The sequence below is a fragment of the Pseudomonas sp. GW822-FHT07A10 genome, from assembly GCF_058798795.1.
The window spans coordinates 139259-158798 of sequence record NZ_JBXAKV010000007.1; the positions used below are offsets into that span (position 1 = coordinate 139259).

A 19540-nucleotide genomic window follows, 5' to 3' on the forward strand; every position below is an offset into this window, starting at 1 on the left:
TAAATGATCGGCTCGTGTGATCGCGAGGGCTGGCGATAACCGTTCAGCGCTCGTTCAGCGACGGACCGGGCGCTTCTGCAGTTTGCGCTGCAGCGTGCGGCGGTGCATGCCCAGGGCACGGGCGGTGGCGGAGATGTTGCCTTCGTGCTCGGTCAGGACGCGCTGGATGTGCTCCCACTGGAGACGGTCCACGGACATCGGGTTTTCCGGCACCAGGCTGTCGAGGTCGGCGTGCTCGGAGAGCAGCGCGGCCAGCACATCATCGGCATCCGCCGGCTTGCACAGGTAATTGCAGGCGCCGCGCTTGATCGCCTCGACGGCGGTGGCAATGCTCGAGTAACCGGTGAGGATCACCACGCGCATGTCCGGGTCGAGTTCGAGCAGCTTGGGCAGCAACACCAGGCCCGAATCGCCGTCCATTTTCAGGTCCAGCGCGGCGTAATCAGGTATATCGGCCTGGGCGATGGTCAGGCCCTCTTCGGCGGAACCTGCGGTGCTGACGCGAAAACCACGACGGGCCATGGCGCGGGCCATCACGCGGGTGAAGGTTGCATCATCGTCTACCAGCAGCAAATGCGGCAGTTCTTCGCCTTCAACTTGGATCTCGTCACTCATGTTCGTCTCCTCGGGCGACACGGGGCAGGCGCAGCTCGGTGAGCGTGCCACCTTCCTCATGACTGTAGAGTTTCACTGAGCCGCCGGCGCGTGTCACGCTGGCCTTGCTCAAAAACAGGCCCAGGCCGAAACCTTTGCCCTTGGTGGTAAAAAACGGTTTGCCGATCTGCTCGGCGATAGCCAGTGGCACACCGGCGCCATGGTCGCGAATGCTGATGGTCAGGTCTTCGGCGGTCCAGTCCAGGGTCACTTGCAAGCCTTCAGGGCAGGCATCGGCGGCGTTGTTCAGCAGGTTCAACAGCGCTTGAGTCAAATCCGGCGGCGGCGCCATGCGCGGCACCGTGCCCTGGCCCAGACGCTGGAAGCGATAACTGGCCTCAGGACGCATCAGGTGCCAGCGGTTGAGCGCTTCGTCGAGCCAGTCGGTGACATCCTGCATCTCCACCGCCATACGACGGTTGGCCTCGGCGGCGCGCACCAGTTGCTGCAAGGTTTCCTTGCACAACTTGACCTGATCCTGCAAAACCTTCAGATCGTCCTGCAACATCGGATCGGGGTGATCCTGCTGCATCTCTTTGAGCAACACGCTCATGGTCGCCAGCGGCGTACCCAGTTCATGGGCGGCACCGGCAGCCTGAGTCGCGACGGCCAGTAATTGCTGATCGCGCAGGCCTTCTTCGCGGCGAATGGCACGCAGCTCTTCCTGACGGCGCAGCTCTTCCGCCATGCGCGCGGCGAAGAACGTAATGACCGCCGCCGCCAGGGCGAAGCTCAGCCACATGCCATAGATCTGCAGGTTCTCCCGGGCGATCGGGAAGGTTTCCAGCGGATAGAACCGCGCCAGCAGCAACGTATACAGCGCCAAAGCGATGCCGGACAGAATCACCGAATAGCGCCACGGCAGCGTCACGGCGGCGATGGTCAGCGGCACCAGGTAATAAGAGACGAACGGGTTGGTCGAACCACCGGAGAAATACAACAAGGCACTGTGGATAAACAGGTCGCAGGCCAGTTGCAGGGCGTATTCAAGCTCGGTAACCGGCCACGAAGTGCGCAGGCGCACGGCGGTGAACACACACAACAGCGTCGAACAGCCCAGGGTCATCGCCAGTGGCACCCACGGCAACGGCAGCAGTTGGAGCCAGTAGGCCAGGCCCACGGAGCCGGCCTGGGCGGCGAGCACCAGAATCCGGATGAAAGTCAGCCGCCAGAGGTTCTGGCGAGTGGCGGAAGTCAATTGTACGGGGGCGAGCATGAGCTCTCCTGATGAGCGCTCCAGGCGGATCGCACGGAGTATAACCAAGCCACGGGCATGAGAGGCGAAAGTGCGGCAAACGACCACAGGCTCTTTTGTGACGAGTGCCCCTGTGGCGAGGGGGCTTGCCCCCGTTGGACTGCGAAGCAGTCCCAAACCTGCCACCGCGTTTTGATCCTGCATACTGTATCTGCCGAATGGCGACTGCTGCGCAGCCGAACGGGGGCAAGCCCCCTCGCCACAGGATCACCAGCATTCCATCTGTATAGAAGTTGTAACTGTGCGAAACGGACCATTGAAGCTAGAGTCTGATGGTTTCACGCAGGTTCGGACCCTAACCCCTGCGCATCGTCCAAGGAGCTTTTCATGCACACATTGCGCCGCAGCGCCGCCCTTCTTGCCTTAAGCATTGGCACCGCCGCCAGCCTCCCGGCCCTGGCCGTCGACGAACTGCATTACAACCAGATCTCCCTGCGCGCCGAGGTCAGCCAGGAAGTGGCCCGCGACCTGATGATCGTGACCCTCTACACCGAAGAACAAAACACCGACCCGGCCAAACTCGCCGCCGACGTCAGCACCACCATGAACAAGGCACTGGCCCAGGCCAAGCAGGTCAAGGACATCACCCTGCGTCAGGGCAGCCGCAACAGCTACCCGATCTACGACACCAAGGGCCAGAAAATCACCGGCTGGCGTGAACGCGCCGAACTGCGCCTGGAAAGCTCGGACTTCGCCGCCCTCTCCAAACTCACCGGCGAATTGCTCACCGACCTGAAAATGGGCGGCATGGACTTCGCCATCGCGACGCCAACCCGCAAAGCCAGCGAAGACGCCCTGCTCAAAGAAGCCGTGACTGCCTTCAAGTCCCGCGCCCAACTGGCCACCGACGCCCTGGGCGGCAAGAGCTACAAAATCGTCAACCTGAACCTCAACAGCAACGGCTATCCACAACCGTACATGCGCGGGCCGATGATGATGAAAGCCGCCGCCGGCATGGATTCGGCACCGGTGACGCCAGAAGTTGAAGCCGGCACCAGCCAGGTCAGCATGACAGCGGATGGGGCGATTGAAGTGTTGATGCCTTGATGCGATAACCCGGACACGAAAACGGCGATCACAGAAGTGGTCGCCTTTTTTTGTACCAGAAGAATCTGGTTGTGATCGTCATCTTGGTGGTGAAAGCACGGACGTCATCGCAGTGATTCAGACTTAAGTCTGCGGATCGACGTTATCCAACGCCCGATTCACCGCCAATTCCGCCAGCATGATGATCTGTTGAATCGCCAACACTGTATTGCGCTGCGGGCCGATCAGGTTCGTGGCGAAATCGCTGGCCAGGACACTGGCCGAGGCCAATGACTCGCAGGCTTGTGCCAGGAGACTCTCGGTGCCCATGTCAGGGGCAACCAAGTACATCGTGCTGGGGCGACGAGGTTTTGCGGCGTAAGGTTTGGGCGGATCGAGGTAGTAGTCGAGCGCACGCTTTATCGCTTCGCGGTCTTTGAGTAGCTCTTCGGCGCGCAAGGCTTCGGCGATTGGGTTGGTTTTTTTAAAGTTCGAATCAGAATTATCATCGTCCATTTGCAGCTCCTAATCACAATTGGAGCCATCACTTGCCATTATGGTCGTGAGGGCTTTCGCCCTACTGATTTCAGGTTTCCACTCCTGGTCGCTGATTTCGCAGCGACAGCCAAAGACTAGAGAGCCCGCTTCCGACGGACAACCTGAAAGATGCGTGGGAAAGGTCTGCGCTCTGACACATCGATTAAACATTCAAAAGCGGAGCGCGGAGCGTCCCTGGCGGCGTTCCCACGCGGGAGCGTGGGAACGATCATTGAGCATCAGCTCTGGATAGATTTATGGGAAGCTCTGATGGCATCAATCGCCTCTTGAGTGAGCGTCATAACGGTCGTTGTGCTTACTTCAATCCGACTGATGATGTCTGCCCTCGGACCTTGCTTCCATTCAGTACTTGAGTAAAAAAGATCTTGAGAGACTTGGCGATGATTCTCGCTCTCGTAGGAGCGAATTAAGTGATAACTGTCATCGTCATACAAAGAGCCGCCATAAGAAACAACATCCATACCCGCCTTTAAGTGAAGCGGAACGCTTACTTCCCGCATTATTCGATGGAAATCCAATCCTGATCCCGGTTTCAAGGTGTACATCAGGATTTCAACAATTCGAGTCATTCCAAATCTTCCCTGTGGGATTTCAGTTCCTGTCTAAGGATATATGCTGGCTGATCCGCCGCCTTCGCGGGCAAGCCTCGCCCCGGTCAACTATGCCCAGATAGAGGGGTCCCCCTCAAAAAACGATATTTCCACCCTCCCCGCCAACAACGCTACCCTCAGGAAAACATCGCCGCAAAGCCCTCGGGGACTCCATGGAAAGAACCACCGTCAAACCACTCCTGCTCGCACTCGCCCTCGCCACAACCGCATCACTCGCACAAACCGCCCAAGCCGCCACCACCCTGGTCTACTGCTCCGAAGCCAGCCCCGCCGGCTTCGACCCCAGCCAATACACCAGCGGCACCGACTTCGATGCCTCCGCCGAAACCGTCTTCAACCGCCTCACCCAATTCAAACGCGGCGGCACCGAAATCGAACCCGGCCTGGCAACAAAATGGGACGTATCCGAGGACGGCCTCACCTACACCTTCCACCTGCGCGACGGCGTGAAATTCCACACCACCGACTACTTCACCCCCACCCGCGACTTCAACGCCGACGACGTGCTGTTCACCTTCCAGCGCCTGCTCGACCCGGACAACGCCTTCCGCAAGGCCTACCCCGCCGAGTCGCCGTACTTCACCGACATGGGCCTGAACACCACGATCAAAAGCATCGACAAGATCGACGACCACACCGTGCGCTTCAGCCTGAACAACGTCGACGCCGCGTTCGTGCAAAACCTCGCCATGAGCTTCGCCTCGGTGCAATCCGCCGAATACGCCGCCCAACTGTTAAAGGCAGGCAAAGCCGCCGACCTCAACCAGAAACCGGTCGGCACCGGCCCGTTCGTGTTCAAGCGCTATCAGAAGGACTCGCAGATCCGCTACGCCGCCAACAAGGCTTACTGGAAACCCGAGGACGTAAAACTCGACAACCTGATTTTCTCGATCACCCCGGACGCCGCCGTGCGCTTGCAGAAGCTCAAGGCCGGCGAGTGCCAGGTCAGCGGCTACCCGCGCCCGGCAGACATTGAAGTGATGGAGAAAGATCCGAACCTGACCGTGCTCAAGCAAGCCGGTTTCAACCTCGGCTTCCTTGCCTACAACGTGACCCACCCACCGCTGGACCAGCTCAAGGTGCGTCAGGCGCTGGACATGGCCATCGACAAGCCGGCGATCATCAAGGCTGTTTACCAGAGTGCCGGGCAACTGGCGCAAAACGCCTTGCCACCGGCGCAATGGTCGTATGACCCGAGCATCAAGGACGCCCCGCACGACCCGGCCAAAGCCCGCGCGCTACTGAAAGAAGCAGGGGTTGCCCCCGGCACCACAATTAATCTGTGGGCCATGACCGTGCAGCGCGCCTCCAACCCCAATGCGCGGATGTCGGCACAGATGATCCAGCAGGATTGGGAGAAAGTCGGGATCAAGGCCAACATCGTCAGCTATGAATGGGGCGAATACATCAAGCGCGCCAAGAACGGTGAGCATGACGCAATGATCTACGGCTGGACCGGCGACAACGGTGACCCGGATAACTGGCTCGGCGTGCTCTACAGCTGCGCTGCGGTGAAAGGTAGCAACTACGCCAAATGGTGTGACCCGGCCTACGACAAACTGGTGCAGCAAGCCAAGGTGTCCACGGACAAACAACAGCGGGTCAAACTGTACCAACAGGCACAGCAAATCCTTAAACAACAAGTACCTATCACACCGATTGCCAACTCGACGGTGTTCCAGCCACTGCGCAAGGAAGTCACCGACTTCAAGATCAGTCCGTTTGGCCTCACACCGTTCTATGGCGTAGGTATAAATAAGTAACACCGGGCTCCAACCGGGTGCGTCAAACGCCCCGGTCGCCCCTTATCGGTGCACGTTTTGCACCGTAAAAAACCTGCGCAAACGGTCAAATACGTCACTATTTATACATATGCGACATTAAGGTACGTTCGTGCCACTCTTTAGGACTTGTGGCCATTCAGGATCTTGCATTGGGTACGGCCCCTGCATAAGTATCCGCAGGTCGACTCACGAGGTCGTCCTCTAATTCCAAAAATGACAACAAATCATGAGGCCACCATGCTTAAACACGCGGTCATTCCGTTTTTAGTCGGCGCAAGCCTGTTAGCCAGTGCATCTTTCGCCCAAGCGGCGTCTAACCTGGTGTTCTGCTCCGAAGGAAGCCCGGCCGGTTTCGACCCAGGTCAGTACACCACCGGAACCGACTTCGACGCCTCTGCAGAAACCATGTTCAACCGCCTGACCCAGTTCGAGCGCGGCGGCACCGCCGTGATTCCTGGCCTGGCGACCAAGTGGGATATTTCCAGTGACGGCCTGACTTACACTTTCCACCTGCGTGAAGGCGTCAAGTTCCACACCACCCCGTATTTCAAGCCGACGCGTGAGTTCAACGCCGACGACGTGCTGTTCACCTTCAATCGCATGATTAACAAGGATGACCCGTTCCGTAAGGCATACCCGACCGAATTCCCGTACTTCACCGACATGGGGATGGACACCAACATCACCAAGATCGATAAAGTCGACGACCATACCGTCAAGTTCACCCTCAAAGATGTAGACGCCGCGTTCATCCAGAACATGGCCATGAGCTTCGCCTCGATCCAGTCCGCCGAGTACGCTGCCCAGCTGCTCAAGGAAGGCAAGGCTGCCGACATCAACCAGAAACCGATCGGCACCGGCCCGTTCGTGTTCAAGAGCTACCAGAAAGACTCCAACATCCGCTACACCGGGAACAAGGACTACTGGAAGCCTGACGACGTGAAGATCGACAACCTGATCTTCGCCATCACCACCGACCCGTCGGTACGCATCCAGAAGCTGAAGAAGAACGAGTGCCAGATCACTCTGTTCCCGCGTCCAGCCGACCTGAAGGCGCTCAAAGAAGATAAAACTTTGAAGATGCCTGAGCAGGCTGGTTTCAACCTGGGTTACATCGCCTACAACGTGATGGACAAGGTCAAGGGCAGCAACGAACCGAACCCGCTGGCCGATCTGCGCGTTCGTCAGGCGCTGGACATGGCCGTCAACAAGCCGCAGATCATCGACTCGGTTTATCAGGGCGCAGGCCAACTGGCCGTCAACGCCATGCCGCCGACCCAATGGTCCTACGACACCACCATCAAGGATGCCAAGTACGATCCTGAGAAAGCCAAGCAGCTGCTCAAGGAAGCCGGCGTCAAGGAAGGCACCGAAATCGTTCTGTGGGCGATGCCGGTACAACGTCCGTACAACCCGAACGCCAAGCTGATGGCTGAAATGCTGCAGTCCGACTGGAAGAAGATCGGCCTGAACGTGAAGATCACCAGCTACGAATGGGGCGAGTACATCAAACGCTCCAAAGGCGGCGAGAACCAGGCGATGATCATCGGCTGGAGCGGCGACAACGGTGACCCGGACAACTGGCTCAACGTGCTGTTCGGCTGCGACTCGCTGAGTGGCAACAACTTCTCCAAATGGTGCGACAAGAAATTCGATGGCCTCGTCAAGGAAGCCAAACGCACCACCGATCAGGCCAAGCGCACCGAACTGTACAAACAGGCGCAACACGTCCTCAAAGATGCTGTTCCAATGACACCTATCGCTCACTCGACGGTGTTCCAACCCATGCGCGCCAACGTGCAGGACTTCAAGATCAGCCCATTTGGCTTGAACTCCTTCTACGGCGTCAGCGTCAGCAAATAAGAAAAGGCAGCGGCGACGTTTTCAGTGTCGCCGCTGCTTTTTTCTGCCGAGAAGTTAGGAATTTGCCTACATCCAAATCCGCTGTCTGACGCAGCCAGGGGTTAGGACGCGTTGCCTTTTCCTACGAGTCTTTAGGACTCAGCGCATTTACTGCCAGACCCACGGCACCTACCGTCGGGTTCTGACCAGTGACTGTGTGGGCTATCGGTTTGTTGCCCGTATTGGTTTGAGCTCAATGCAGCCACAACGTCCCCGGACGGGATCGCGGCGCATTGAATAACACTAAAAAGTGAGGGAGCGTCATGCGCCATACCTTGGTTTTATCCGCATTGCTGGGCACCGGCCTGCTGGCCGCCACTTCCATCAGCCAGGCCGCCAATAACAGCCTGGTGTTCTGCTCCGAAGGCAGCCCCGCCGGTTTCGACACCGCGCAGTACACCACTGCGACCGATAACGACGCCGCCGAGCCGCTGTACAACCGTTTGGCAGAGTTTGAAAAAGGCGCCACCAATGTCGTGCCAGGCCTGGCAACCCGCTGGGATATTTCCGAGGACGGCCTCAAGTACACGTTCCATCTGCGCGAGGGGGTGAAATTTCACACGACCAAATACTTCACGCCGACCCGCGATTTCAACGCCGACGACGTGCTGTTCACGTTTAATCGCATGCTCGATCCGCAGCACCCGTTCCGTAAGGCTTATCCGACCGAGTTCCCGTATTTCAACGGGATGAGCCTGAACAAGAATATTGCCAAGGTCGAAAAGACCGGGCCGCTGACCGTGGTGATGACGCTCAACAACGTCGATGCCGCGTTCATCCAGAACATCGCCATGAGCTTCGCCGCCATCCTTTCGGCCGAATACGCCGACCAGTTGCTGGCGGCCGGCAAGCCGAGCGAGATCAACCAGAAGCCGATCGGCACCGGGCCGTTCGTGTTCAAGAGCTACCAGAAAGACTCCAACATCCGTTACAGCGGCAACAAGCAGTACTGGGACCCGAGCCGGGTCAAACTCGACAACCTGATTTTTGCCATCAACACCGACGCCTCGGTGCGCGTGCAGAAGCTCAAGGCCAACGAATGCCAGATCACCCTGCACCCGCGCCCCGCCGACGTAACCGCCCTGAAGAATGATCCGAAACTGCAACTGATCGAGAAACCCGGCTTCAACCTCGGCTACATCGCCTATAACGTCCGGCACAAGCCTTTCGACCAGCTCGAAGTGCGCCAGGCGCTGGACATGGCGGTGAACAAGCAAGGCATTCTCAATGCCGTCTATCAAGGTGCCGGTCAACTGGCGGTCAATGCCATGCCACCGACCCAGTGGTCCTATGACGACACCATAAAGGACGCCTCCTACAACCCGGAAAAAGCCAAGGAACTGCTCAAGGCTGCCGGCGTGAAGGAAGGCACCGAAATCACCCTCTGGGCGATGCCGGTCCAGCGTCCGTACAACCCCAACGCCAAACTGATGGCCGAAATGCTCCAGGCGGACTGGGCGAAGATCGGCCTCAAGGTCAAGATCGTCAGCTACGAATGGGGCGAGTACATCAAGCGCACCAAGAACGGCGAGCACGACATCAGCCTGATCGGCTGGACCGGTGACAACGGCGACCCGGACAACTGGCTCGGCACGCTGTACAGCTGCGACGCCATTGGCGGCAACAACTACTCCATGTGGTGCGATCCGGCTTACGACAAGCTGATCAAGCAGGCCAAGGTCGTCACCGATCGCGACCAGCGCACCGTGCTCTACAAACAGGCGCAGCAGTACCTCAAGCAGCAGGTGCCGATCACGCCGGTCGCCCACTCGACGGTCAACCAGCCGTTGAGCGCCAAAGTCGAAGGGTTCAAGGTCAGCCCCTTCGGTCGCAACGTGTTCTCGGGCGTCAGTATCGACCAATAACCAATTAGCCAGAAACGCTGGGGGGCGGATTCCGCCCTCACGCAAGCGTATTGCCGTAATTCGTCAAATCGGCCTGCAGCAAACGTTTGCGAAGCCTGAATGAGTTCTAAACCAAATAGCCGGATCACCAAAAAAGACCGGCATTAAAAAAAGAAAGTAAGGAGCTTCACACATGAAACTGAGCAGCACCGCGTTATTGGCCTTGGCCATCAGCAGCGTGACCGCCACGGCGTACGCAGAATCCCAGAGCCAGGCTTTTACGCCGGTTACCGTGAATGAGAAAAATGCTCAGAGTGAAGCCACTGGCTTCGTCGAAGGGCAGTCGATCACCGGCAGCACGCGTAACTGGTATGCCAATGAGCAACTCAAACGTGGTGCTCATTTCAAGTACAACAAAAACGGTGTACCGACCAACACTGATCGTCGTATCAACTGGGTCCAGGGCACAATCCTCAAGTACAACTCGGGCTTCACAGAGGGTACTGTCGGTTTCAGCACTGAAGTTGCGGCTTACAACGCCATCGCGTTGGAACGTGACCGTAAGGACCTTGCGTCTGCCAATGGTGGTGCACCATTGAATGGCGTTGGCGGCCTTGGCAACAACCGTACCCTGACCAAAAACGGCGGCGACGCCGAGGGTCAGTGGAGCAAATTGGGACTGGCTAACGTCAAGGCACGTTTCTCCAACACCACGCTGACTGCCGGCCGGCAAAACTTCAGCAGCCCGATGGTCGATGTCATCGGTAACCGTGCCCTGCCCTCAAGCTTCGAAGGTGTGAGCCTGCACAGCGAGGAGCTGGAGAACCTGTCGTTCGACGTGGCCACGTTCGATCGCAACTCGCCGCGTACAGAAGAAAGCCAGCGCAAATTCCGGTCCGAATACGCTGACACCGTCGTGGAAACCGATCACGTGAACACCGCAGGTATCACTTACCAGCCGTTCGCCAGCCTGACCACCAGCCTGTGGGGCACCCAGGCTGAAGACTTGTGGAACCAGTACTACTTCGGCGCCAGCCACGTCTTGGGCGACAGCTCGGTACTGAGCCTGACCACCGGCCTGAACTACTACAAAACCGTGGACGAAGGTAAAGCCAAGCTCGGCGAAATCGACAACGACACCTACTCCCTGTCGTTCGGCCTGACCCACCAGGCCCACAGCGTGACTTTCTCGTACCAGGAAGTGAACGGTAACGAGTACTTCGACTACCTGCACGAAACCAACGGCATCTATCTGGCCAACTCCCTGCTCTCGGACTTCAACGGCCCGAACGAGAAGTCCTTCCAGATCGCCTACGGCCTGAACATGGCCGAATACGGTGTGCCAGGCCTGAAATTCAACATCTATCAGGCTCGCGGCTGGGGCATCGACGGTACTCACAATAAAGGCGGCGCCTACTCCAGCGTTCAATCGATGGACGGCGAGCACCATTACGAATACGGCATTGGTACTTCGTATGCGGTACAGAGCGGCCCGCTCAAGGCCACCACTGTTCGCGCAACCTACACCGCGCACCGTGCCAGCGAAAACCAGGCGGATGGCAGCATCAACGAGTTCCGTCTCGTGACCACCATCCCGTTCAACATTTTGTAAAACGCACGCCGGCGGCTGACTCATGACGAGTCGGCCGTCCGGTTTTTTCCTGTTCAACCGATTGCAGAGGGTTCTTGATGAAAATGCTTCCCCTACGAGCGGCCATCGCTGCCGCATTGCTGAGTGTCGCTGTTGGCGTCTCGGCCAAACCCTTGGTGGTCTGTACCGAAGCCAGCCCGGAAGGCTTCGATATGGCCCAGTACACGACTGCAGTCACAGCCGACGCAGTGGCCGAAACCATCTTCAATCGCCTGGCGGACTTCAAGCCCGGCACCACTGAAGTGATTCCGGCGCTGGCCGAATCCTGGGACATCAGTGAAGACGGCCTGACCTACACGTTCCACCTGCGCAAAGGCGTCAAGTTTCACACCACCGATTACTTCAAGCCGACCCGCGACATGAACGCCGACGATGTGGTCTGGAGCTTCCAGCGCCAGCTGGACCCGAATCACCCATGGCACAAGCTGTCGAGCGTGGGCTTCCCGTACTTTGAGAGCATGGGCTTCAAGGAACTGCTCAAAAGCGTAGAAAAAGTCGACGACAACACGGTCAAGTTCACCCTGACCCGCCGCGAAGCACCGTTCCTGGCAGACATCGCCATGGCCTTCTCCTCGATCTACCCGGCCGAATACGCCGACCAGTTGCTCAAGGCCAACAAGACCGGCGACCTGAACAACAAACCGGTCGGTACCGGCCCCTTCATCTTCCAGCGTTACGCCAAGGACGCCCAGGTGCGCTTCAAGGCCAACCCGGACTACTTCCGTGGCAAGCCACCGGCTGATGCTCTGGTCCTGGCGATTGCCACCGACAACAACGTGCGCCTGCAAAAGCTCAAGGCCAATGAGTGCCAGATCGCGCTGTATCCAAAACCGGATGACATCCCGAGCATCAAGAAAGACACCAACCTGAAGGTTGATGAGCTGAACGCGATGACCGTCTCCTATGTCGCCATGAACACCTCCCGCAAATACATGAGCGACGTGCGGGTGCGCAAAGCCATCGACATCGCGTTCGACAAAGAGGCCTATGTCAACGCGCTGTTCGGCAAGGGCAATGCGACGGTGGCGGTCAACCCGTACCCGGACACCCTCCTGGGCTACAACCATAAACTGACCAACCCGCCTCACGACCTCGACAAGGCTCGTGCCCTGCTCAAGGAAGCCGGGGTGCCGGAGGGTACCGTGTTCACCCTGTTCACCCGTAACGGCGGCGGCCCGACCAACCCTAATCCGATGCTCGGCGCACAAATGATGCAGGCAGATCTGGCCAAGGTCGGAATCAAGGTCGATATTCGTGTCATGGAATGGGGCGAAATGCTCAAGCGCGCGAAGAACGGCGAGCACGATATGGTGTCCGCCGGTTGGGCAGGCGATAACGGCGACCCGGATAACTTCCTGACGCCTATGCTCAGTTGTGAGGCGGCCAAGAACGGCGAAAACTACGCTCGCTGGTGCAATAAAAAGTTCCAGACGCTGATCGACGAAGCACGGGCCAAAGTGAACCCGGCTGAACGCACGGCGCTCTACGAACAGGCCCAGGACGTTTTCAATCAGGACCAGCCATGGATCAGCATGGCGCACACCCGCATGTTCACTGCAATGCGCACCAACGTAGAGGGCTATCACATTAGCCCCCTCACCACTAACAACTTCGCCACCACCCAGGTGAAGTAGATAAGAAACGCCCGGCATCGCTGACCCCAGCGATGCCGGGTACGCCTAACCGGCTGATGAGGTACCACACAAGATGTTTAGTTTTATTGCCCGCCGATTGGGGTTATTGATCCCCACGTTCTTCGGCATCACCTTGTTGACTTTCGCGTTGATCCGCATGATTCCTGGCGACCCCGTGGAAGTGATGATGGGCGAACGTCGGGTCGACCCCGAAATGCATGCTCAGGCAATGGAACGCCTAGGTCTGAACAAACCGCTGTATGCCCAATACCTGGATTACATTGGCAAACTGGCCCACGGCGATCTCGGCGAATCCCTGCGTACCCGTGAAAGCGTCTGGACCGAGTTCAGCTCTCTATTCCCCGCGACCCTGGAACTGGCCTCGGCCGCCATGTTGTTCGCCGGCATCCTGGGCCTTCTGGCCGGGGTGATCGCGGCACTCAAGCGAGGGTCCCTGTTCGACCATGGGGTAATGGGTGTCTCCCTGGCGGGATACTCGATGCCGATCTTCTGGTGGGGCCTGATCCTGATCATGTTCTTCTCGGTGAGCCTGGGCTGGACCCCGGTATCCGGGCGGATCGACCTGCTCTACGACATCGAGCCACGCACCGGCTTCATGCTCATCGATACGTTGCTGGCCGATGACGTCGGAGCGTTCTTCGATGCCCTGCATCACCTGATCCTGCCAGCCATCGTGCTCGGCACCATCCCGCTGGCGGTGATTGCGCGGATGACCCGTTCGTCGATGCTCGAAGTGCTGCGTGAAGACTACATCCGCACCGCCCGCGCCAAAGGCCTGTCGCCATCGCGCGTGGTATTCGTGCACGGTCTGCGCAATGCGCTGATTCCGGTACTGACGGTGGTCGGCCTGCAAGTCGGCACGCTGCTGGCCGGCGCGGTCCTGACCGAAACCATCTTCTCCTGGCCCGGCATCGGCAAATGGCTGATCGAAGCCATTGGCGCACGGGACTATCCCGTGGTGCAGAACGGCATCCTGTTAATCGCCTGCCTGGTGATTCTGGTCAACTTCGTAGTGGACATCCTCTACGGCTTTGCCAACCCACGCATCCGTCATCAGCGCTGAGATCAATGACCATGACCACTCTCACTACACCGGTAGCAGTCGATCAAAGCCTGCTGTATCCGTCGCCCTACAAAGAATTCTGGCATGCGTTTTCCAGGAACAAAGGGGCCGTCGCCGGCCTGTTGTTCATGCTGCTGGTGATTTTCTGCGCGATCTTCGCCCCATGGGTCGCACCGCATAACCCGAGCGAACAGTACCGCGACTTCCTGCTGACCCCGCCCTCCTGGCTGGAAAGCGGGCATATCCAGTTCCTGCTGGGTACCGATGAACTCGGTCGTGACCTGCTGTCGCGTTTGATTCACGGCTCGCGCCTGTCCCTGCTGATCGGCTTGTCATCGGTGGTGATGTCGCTGATTCCAGGCATCCTGATGGGACTGTTCGCCGGGTTCTTCCCGCGCGTGCTCGGCCCGACCATCATGCGTCTGATGGACATCATGCTGGCCCTGCCGTCCCTGCTGCTGGCGGTGGCAATTGTCGCCATCCTCGGCCCTGGCCTGATCAACACCATTATTGCCATCGCCGTGGTTTCGTTGCCGTCCTATGTTCGTCTGACCCGCGCCGCGGTGATGGGCGAATTGAACCGCGACTACGTGACCGCCGCGCGCCTGGCCGGTGCCGGTCTGCCTCGCCTGATGTTCGTCACCGTGCTGCCCAACTGCATGGCGCCGCTGATTGTTCAGGCCACCTTGAGTTTCTCCTCGGCGATTCTCGATGCCGCGGCACTGGGCTTCCTCGGCCTTGGCGTACAACCGCCAACCCCTGAATGGGGCACCATGCTGGCTTCGGCTCGCGACTACATCGAACGCGCCTGGTGGGTGGTGAGCTTGCCTGGTTTGACCATTTTGCTCAGCGTGCTGGCAATCAACTTGATGGGCGACGGCCTGCGCGATGCGCTGGACCCGAAACTCAAGAACGCCGCCTGAGGAGATTCAAATGTCACTGTTAGAAATCAAGAATCTCAACGTTCGCTTCGGCGACGCCAATGCCGTTCCGGTGGTCGATGGTCTCGACATTACCGTGGAAAAGGGCGAAGTGCTGGCCATCGTTGGCGAGTCGGGTTCCGGCAAGTCCGTGACCATGATGGCGCTGATGGGCCTGATCGAGCATCCGGGGATCGTCACCGCTGACGCCCTGAATTTCGACGGCAAGAACATGCTCGCGCTCAGCAACCGTCAGCGTCGGCAAATCGTCGGCAAAGACCTGGCCATGGTCTTCCAGGACCCGATGACCGCGCTGAACCCGAGCTACACCGTGGGCTTCCAGATCGAAGAAGTGCTGCGCCTGCACCTGAAAATGTCCGGCAAGCAAGCCCGCGCTCGCGCCATCGAACTGCTGGAAAAAGTGGAAATCCCAGGCGCCGCCAGCCGTATGGATGCCTACCCGCATCAACTCTCCGGCGGTATGAGCCAGCGTGTTGCAATCGCCATGGCGATTGCCGGCGAACCGAAACTGCTGATCGCCGACGAACCGACCACCGCGCTCGACGTCACGATCCAGGCGCAGATCATGGACCTGCTGCTGGCCCTGCAGAAAGAACAGAACATGGGCCTGGTGCTGATTACCCACGACCTCGCGGTCGTGGCCGAAACCGCCCAGCGCGTGTGCGTGATGTACGCCGGCCAAGCGGTTGAAGTCGGTCAGGTGCCACAACTGTTCGACATTCCGGCGCACCCGTACAGCGAAGCGCTGCTCAAGGCCATTCCAGAACACAGCCTGGGTGCTGCGCGCCTGTCGACGCTACCGGGCATCGTTCCCGGTCGTTACGACCGTCCGCAAGGTTGCCTGCTGTCGCCGCGCTGCCCGTACGTGCAAGACAATTGCCGCACCCAGCGTCCAGCCCTTGACCAGAAAAGCAACAGCCTCGCCCGCTGCTTCTACCCGTTGAACCAGGAGGTGGCGTAATGGCCGTCGTACTTACCGCCCGCAACCTGACCCGTCACTACGAAGTGTCTCGCGGCCTGTTCAAGGGTCATGCGACCGTACGCGCCCTCAACGGTGTGTCGTTCGAACTGGAAGCCGGCAAGACCCTCGCTGTCGTGGGTGAGTCCGGTTGCGGCAAATCCACCCTGGCCCGTGCCCTGACGTTGATCGAAGAGCCATCCTCCGGCTCATTGAAAATCGCCGGGCAGGAAGTCGCCGGCGCCGACAAGGCTCAGCGCAAGCAACTGCGCAAAGATGTGCAGATGGTGTTCCAGAGCCCGTACGCGTCGTTGAATCCACGGCAGAAAATCGGTGATCAACTGGCTGAACCGCTATTGATCAACACCAACCTATCCGCCGCCGAACGTCGCGAGAAAGTCCAGGCGATGATGAAGCAGGTGGGCTTGCGCCCCGAGCACTACCAGCGCTATCCGCACATGTTCTCCGGCGGTCAGCGCCAACGGATCGCCCTGGCCCGCGCGATGATGCTGCAACCGAAAGTGCTGGTGGCGGACGAACCGACCTCGGCGCTGGACGTGTCGATTCAGGCGCAGGTACTCAACCTGTTCATGGATTTGCAGCAAGAGTTCAACACCGCCTACGTGTTCATCTCCCACAACCTGGCGGTGGTACGCCACGTTGCCGATCACGTGATGGTGATGTACCTCGGCCGTCCAGTGGAAATGGGCCCGAAAGAGGACATCTACACCCGTCCCCTGCACCCGTACACCCAGGCGTTGTTGTCGGCGACGCCGACCATTCACCCGGATCCGGACAAGCCGAAAATCAAGATCGTCGGCGAACTGCCAAACCCGTTGAACCCGCCGTCCGGCTGCGCCTTCCACAAGCGTTGCCCGTACGCGACCGAGCGCTGTGCCATCGAAGAACCGCTCCTGCGCCTGCTCGACACCCGCCAGGTAGCTTGCCACTACGCCGAGCAATTCCTCGACGGCGCGGCATAAAAAAACGCGCCCCGGATGCCGGGGCGCGCTTTTGCTGAGTTAACCAAACCCCTTCTGCCTCGATTGCGCATCAGTCAGGCAGACGGGGTTTTCTTTTGCCTGTCATTCAGACTCAAGTGTCGTCTTCGTTGCTGTCTGGGTCGTCGGTCGAGTCGTCATCGTTCGAGCTACCCGATTCCGATGCGGCGAGCATCAGCTCGCTGTGCACGCCTTGCCCGCTCCAGGCCTGCTCATCATGGTTCGTGCACTCCGCCCACGCCGCTGACGTGCCGAGGGATAGCATCACCAAAACCTTCAGCAGCAACACTATGCGTTGAATAATGCTCATAGCCGATTCCATCCTTTCTTGGGTGAAGCATGGGTGCCGGAATGGCGCAGAGAGAAATTTAGCGCGATTCTCCAGACAGGACGCTAACGAAGGTCGGGAAATGCCGTGAGAAGGGAGATTGGTTTCGAATAATGCCTATAACCAGATCAACTAAGTGATGCGGGCTCGCCGAGCCCGGAAGGAAGAACCCTGTTGCGCCCGGACAACCGAGTCGCTTCGGTGCAGCACACAGCCCGGCCAATAAAAAGCCCCGAGACTCGCGCATCGGGGCTTTGGGGTTTGTAACTCAGCGCTTAGTGATGCTCACGCGTCGCACGGAATTTCACGTCCGGCCAGCGTTCTTCCATCAGTGCCAGGTTGACCCGGGTCGGGGCCAGGTAGGTCAGGTGACCGCCGCCGTCGAGGGCGAGGTTTTCCACGGCCTTGTTGGTGAATTCCTCAAGCTTCTTCTTGTCGCCGGACTCGATCCAGCGCGCGGAATACACGGTGATCGGCTCGTAGGAGCACTCGACCTTGTATTCCTCTTTCAAACGGCTGGCGACCACATCGAACTGCAGCACACCGACGGCGCCGAGAATGATGTCGTTGCTGCGCTCGGGGAAGAACACCTGGGTGGCGCCTTCTTCGGCCAGTTGCTGCAAGCCTTGACGCAGTTGCTTGGATTTCAGTGGATCGCGCAGGCGTACGCGACGGAACAGTTCCGGGGCGAAGTGCGGGATGCCGGTGAAACCCAGGGCTTCGCCTTCGGTGAAGGTGTCGCCGATCTGGATGGTGCCGTGGTTGTGCAGGCCGATGATGTCGCCGGCGAACGCTTCTTCCAGTTGCTCACGCTCGGAGGAGAAGAAGGTCAGCGCGTCGCCGATCCGCACGTCCTTGCCGGTGCGCACATGGCGCATCTTCATGCCTTTTTCGTACTTGCCGGAGCAAATGCGCATGAAGGCGATGCGGTCGCGGTGTTTGGGGTCCATGTTCGCCTGGATCTTGAACACGAAGCCACTGAACTTCTCTTCCACCGGCTCGACGGTGCGCTCGTTGGCGACACGGGCCAGTGGTTGCGGTGCCCAGTCGACCACAGCGTCGAGCACGTGATCGACACCGAAGTTGCCCAGCGCGGTACCGAAGAATACCGGGGTCAGTTGGCCGTCGAGGAATTCCTGTTGATTGAATTCGTGGCAGGCGCCCTGCACCAGTTCCAGCTGTTCGATGAAACGCTCGTACTCGTCACCCAAGTGCGCGCGCGCTTCATCGGAATCGAGCTTCTCGATGATTTTGGTTTCGGTGCGCTCATGACCGTGGCCGGCGGTGTAGACGATGATGTAGTCGTCGGCGAGGTGATAAACACCCTTGAAGTCGCGGTAGCAACCGATCGGCCAGGTGATCGGCGCGGCCTTGATCTTCAGGACCGCTTCGATTTCGTCGAGCAGTTCGATCGGGTCGCGGATGTCACGGTCCAGTTTGTTGATGAAGCTGACGATCGGCGTGTCACGCAGACGGCAGACGTCCATCAGGGCGATGGTCCGTGGTTCTACACCCTTACCGCCGTCGAGGACCATCAATGCCGAGTCCACCGCAGTCAGGGTGCGGTAAGTATCTTCGGAGAAGTCTTCGTGGCCCGGGGTGTCGAGCAGGTTGATCATGTGGTCGCGATACGGGAACTGCATGACCGACGTGGTAATGGAAATACCCCGTTGTTTTTCCATTTCCATCCAGTCGGAGGTGGCATGGCGGTCGGACTTGCGAGATTTCACCGTGCCGGCAACCGCAATCGCCTTGCCCATCAGCAAGAGCTTCTCGGTGATGGTGGTCTTACCGGCATCGGGGTGGGAAATAATGGCGAAAGTGCGGCGTTTCGCGACTTCGGCGGCCTGTTTGGTCATGGGAAATCGCCTGGCGGTGATTCAAAAAAGGGCGGCGAGTATAGCTTAAAAAGTGATCTACGGACCACCGTTCACCCGTGTGGCAGCTGCCGAGCCTGCGAGGCTGCGTCCGGCGGCAAAGCCGTCGTAAAACCAGCCTCTGCGGTCCATCAGACTGCCCCTGTGCGTCGACTCGACGACGGCTGCGCCGCCGGACGCAGCCTCGCAGGCTCGGCAGCTGCTACAGGGGCAAACCGAGATGCGGGGTGGCTAAATGCTGCTGATTATGGAACCTTTTAAAAGCTGGAGACGTCCACTCCCCTGTTACGACCCATCGTCAGGGGCTGAAAAATCAGCAAGTTAGCCTGACGAGGCTGCGCTTATGGCTCGATTTCATGCGGTTTTATCAGCATGAAGAGCTGCTTCTCGCGAACGTTATTTTCCCGGCAGCCAGGAATGGCATGCCACACG

Annotated in this window: 16 protein-coding genes; 10 read left to right on the forward strand and 6 right to left on the reverse strand. The window is 58.9% G+C overall.

The annotated features are described in order from the left end of the window. Positions 1–54 precede the first annotated feature (54 nt). A complete protein-coding gene (locus AC1RL4_RS14180; protein WP_007939714.1) occupies positions 55–615 on the reverse strand; it encodes a response regulator transcription factor in 561 nt (186 codons plus the stop codon). Then, positions 608–1870, reverse strand: coding sequence for an ATP-binding protein (locus AC1RL4_RS14185; RefSeq protein ID WP_019582419.1), 1263 nt, complete (start codon positions 1868–1870; stop codon positions 608–610). Before AC1RL4_RS14185 ends, AC1RL4_RS14180 begins: the two co-directional genes overlap by 8 nt. Positions 1871–2236: 366 nt before the next feature. On the opposite strand from AC1RL4_RS14185, the gene AC1RL4_RS14190 reads away from it, so the two are divergent. After that, positions 2237–2956: an SIMPL domain-containing protein gene (locus tag AC1RL4_RS14190; protein ID WP_028939882.1), complete on the forward strand. Its 720-nt coding sequence runs from the start codon at positions 2237–2239 to the stop codon at positions 2954–2956. A gap of 123 nt (positions 2957–3079) precedes the next feature. Here the strand turns inward: AC1RL4_RS14190 and AC1RL4_RS14195 are convergent, their stop codons facing one another. Beyond that, entirely contained in the window at positions 3080–3451 is a 372-nt protein-coding gene (locus tag AC1RL4_RS14195) for a DUF6124 family protein (RefSeq protein WP_230173883.1), read from the reverse strand. Positions 3452–3711: 260 nt separating this feature from the next. Beyond that, a complete protein-coding gene (locus AC1RL4_RS14200; RefSeq protein WP_493119607.1) occupies positions 3712–4062 on the reverse strand; it encodes an NIPSNAP family protein in 351 nt (116 codons plus the stop codon). 194 nt (positions 4063–4256) lie between these two features. Between AC1RL4_RS14200 and AC1RL4_RS14205 the strand changes: the two genes are divergently transcribed. The 9 genes from AC1RL4_RS14205 to AC1RL4_RS14245 all read left to right on the forward strand — a co-directional run bounded on the left by AC1RL4_RS14205 (position 4257) and on the right by AC1RL4_RS14245 (position 16885). Further along, on the forward strand, positions 4257–5867 hold the full coding sequence (locus tag AC1RL4_RS14205; RefSeq protein ID WP_230173879.1) for an ABC transporter substrate-binding protein: 1611 nt from the start codon (positions 4257–4259) through the stop codon (positions 5865–5867). 258 nt (positions 5868–6125) lie between these two features. After that, the gene (locus AC1RL4_RS14210) at positions 6126–7751 is read left to right on the forward strand and encodes an ABC transporter substrate-binding protein (protein ID WP_230173877.1); all 1626 of its coding nucleotides are present in this window, start codon (positions 6126–6128) and stop codon (positions 7749–7751) included. A 302-nt stretch (positions 7752–8053) separates the two neighbouring features. Continuing rightward, positions 8054–9655, forward strand: a complete 1602-nt coding sequence (locus AC1RL4_RS14215) for an ABC transporter substrate-binding protein (protein WP_019582422.1) — start codon at positions 8054–8056, stop codon at positions 9653–9655. A 172-nt stretch (positions 9656–9827) separates the two neighbouring features. Next, positions 9828–11246 (forward strand): OprD family porin, encoded by a 1419-nt coding sequence (locus AC1RL4_RS14220; protein WP_230173875.1) that lies wholly within the window; start codon positions 9828–9830, stop codon positions 11244–11246. Positions 11247–11323: 77 nt separating this feature from the next. Beyond that, complete coding sequence (locus tag AC1RL4_RS14225) at positions 11324–12919, forward strand: ABC transporter substrate-binding protein (RefSeq protein WP_019582424.1); 1596 nt, start codon at positions 11324–11326, stop codon at positions 12917–12919. Between the two features lie 73 nt (positions 12920–12992). Next, a complete protein-coding gene (locus AC1RL4_RS14230) occupies positions 12993–14003 on the forward strand; it encodes an ABC transporter permease subunit (protein WP_018929516.1) in 1011 nt (336 codons plus the stop codon). A gap of 11 nt (positions 14004–14014) precedes the next feature. Next, positions 14015–14926 carry an ABC transporter permease subunit gene (locus tag AC1RL4_RS14235; protein WP_028939886.1) on the forward strand — a complete coding sequence of 304 codons (912 nt, stop codon included), beginning with the start codon at positions 14015–14017 and terminating at the stop codon, positions 14924–14926. Between the two features lie 10 nt (positions 14927–14936). After that, positions 14937–15905 (forward strand): ABC transporter ATP-binding protein, encoded by a 969-nt coding sequence (locus AC1RL4_RS14240; RefSeq protein WP_019582426.1) that lies wholly within the window; start codon positions 14937–14939, stop codon positions 15903–15905. Further along, positions 15905–16885 carry a peptide ABC transporter ATP-binding protein gene (locus tag AC1RL4_RS14245; protein WP_018929514.1) on the forward strand — a complete coding sequence of 327 codons (981 nt, stop codon included), beginning with the start codon at positions 15905–15907 and terminating at the stop codon, positions 16883–16885. The genes AC1RL4_RS14240 and AC1RL4_RS14245 overlap by 1 nt, the downstream gene beginning before the upstream one ends. A gap of 112 nt (positions 16886–16997) precedes the next feature. Here AC1RL4_RS14245 and AC1RL4_RS14250 read toward each other — a convergent pair whose 3' ends face one another. Then, a complete protein-coding gene (locus AC1RL4_RS14250) occupies positions 16998–17213 on the reverse strand; it encodes a hypothetical protein (protein ID WP_018929513.1) in 216 nt (71 codons plus the stop codon). Between the two features lie 293 nt (positions 17214–17506). Next, a complete protein-coding gene (locus tag AC1RL4_RS14255; RefSeq protein WP_018929512.1) occupies positions 17507–19090 on the reverse strand; it encodes a peptide chain release factor 3 in 1584 nt (527 codons plus the stop codon). Between the last annotated feature and the right edge of the window lie 450 nt (positions 19091–19540).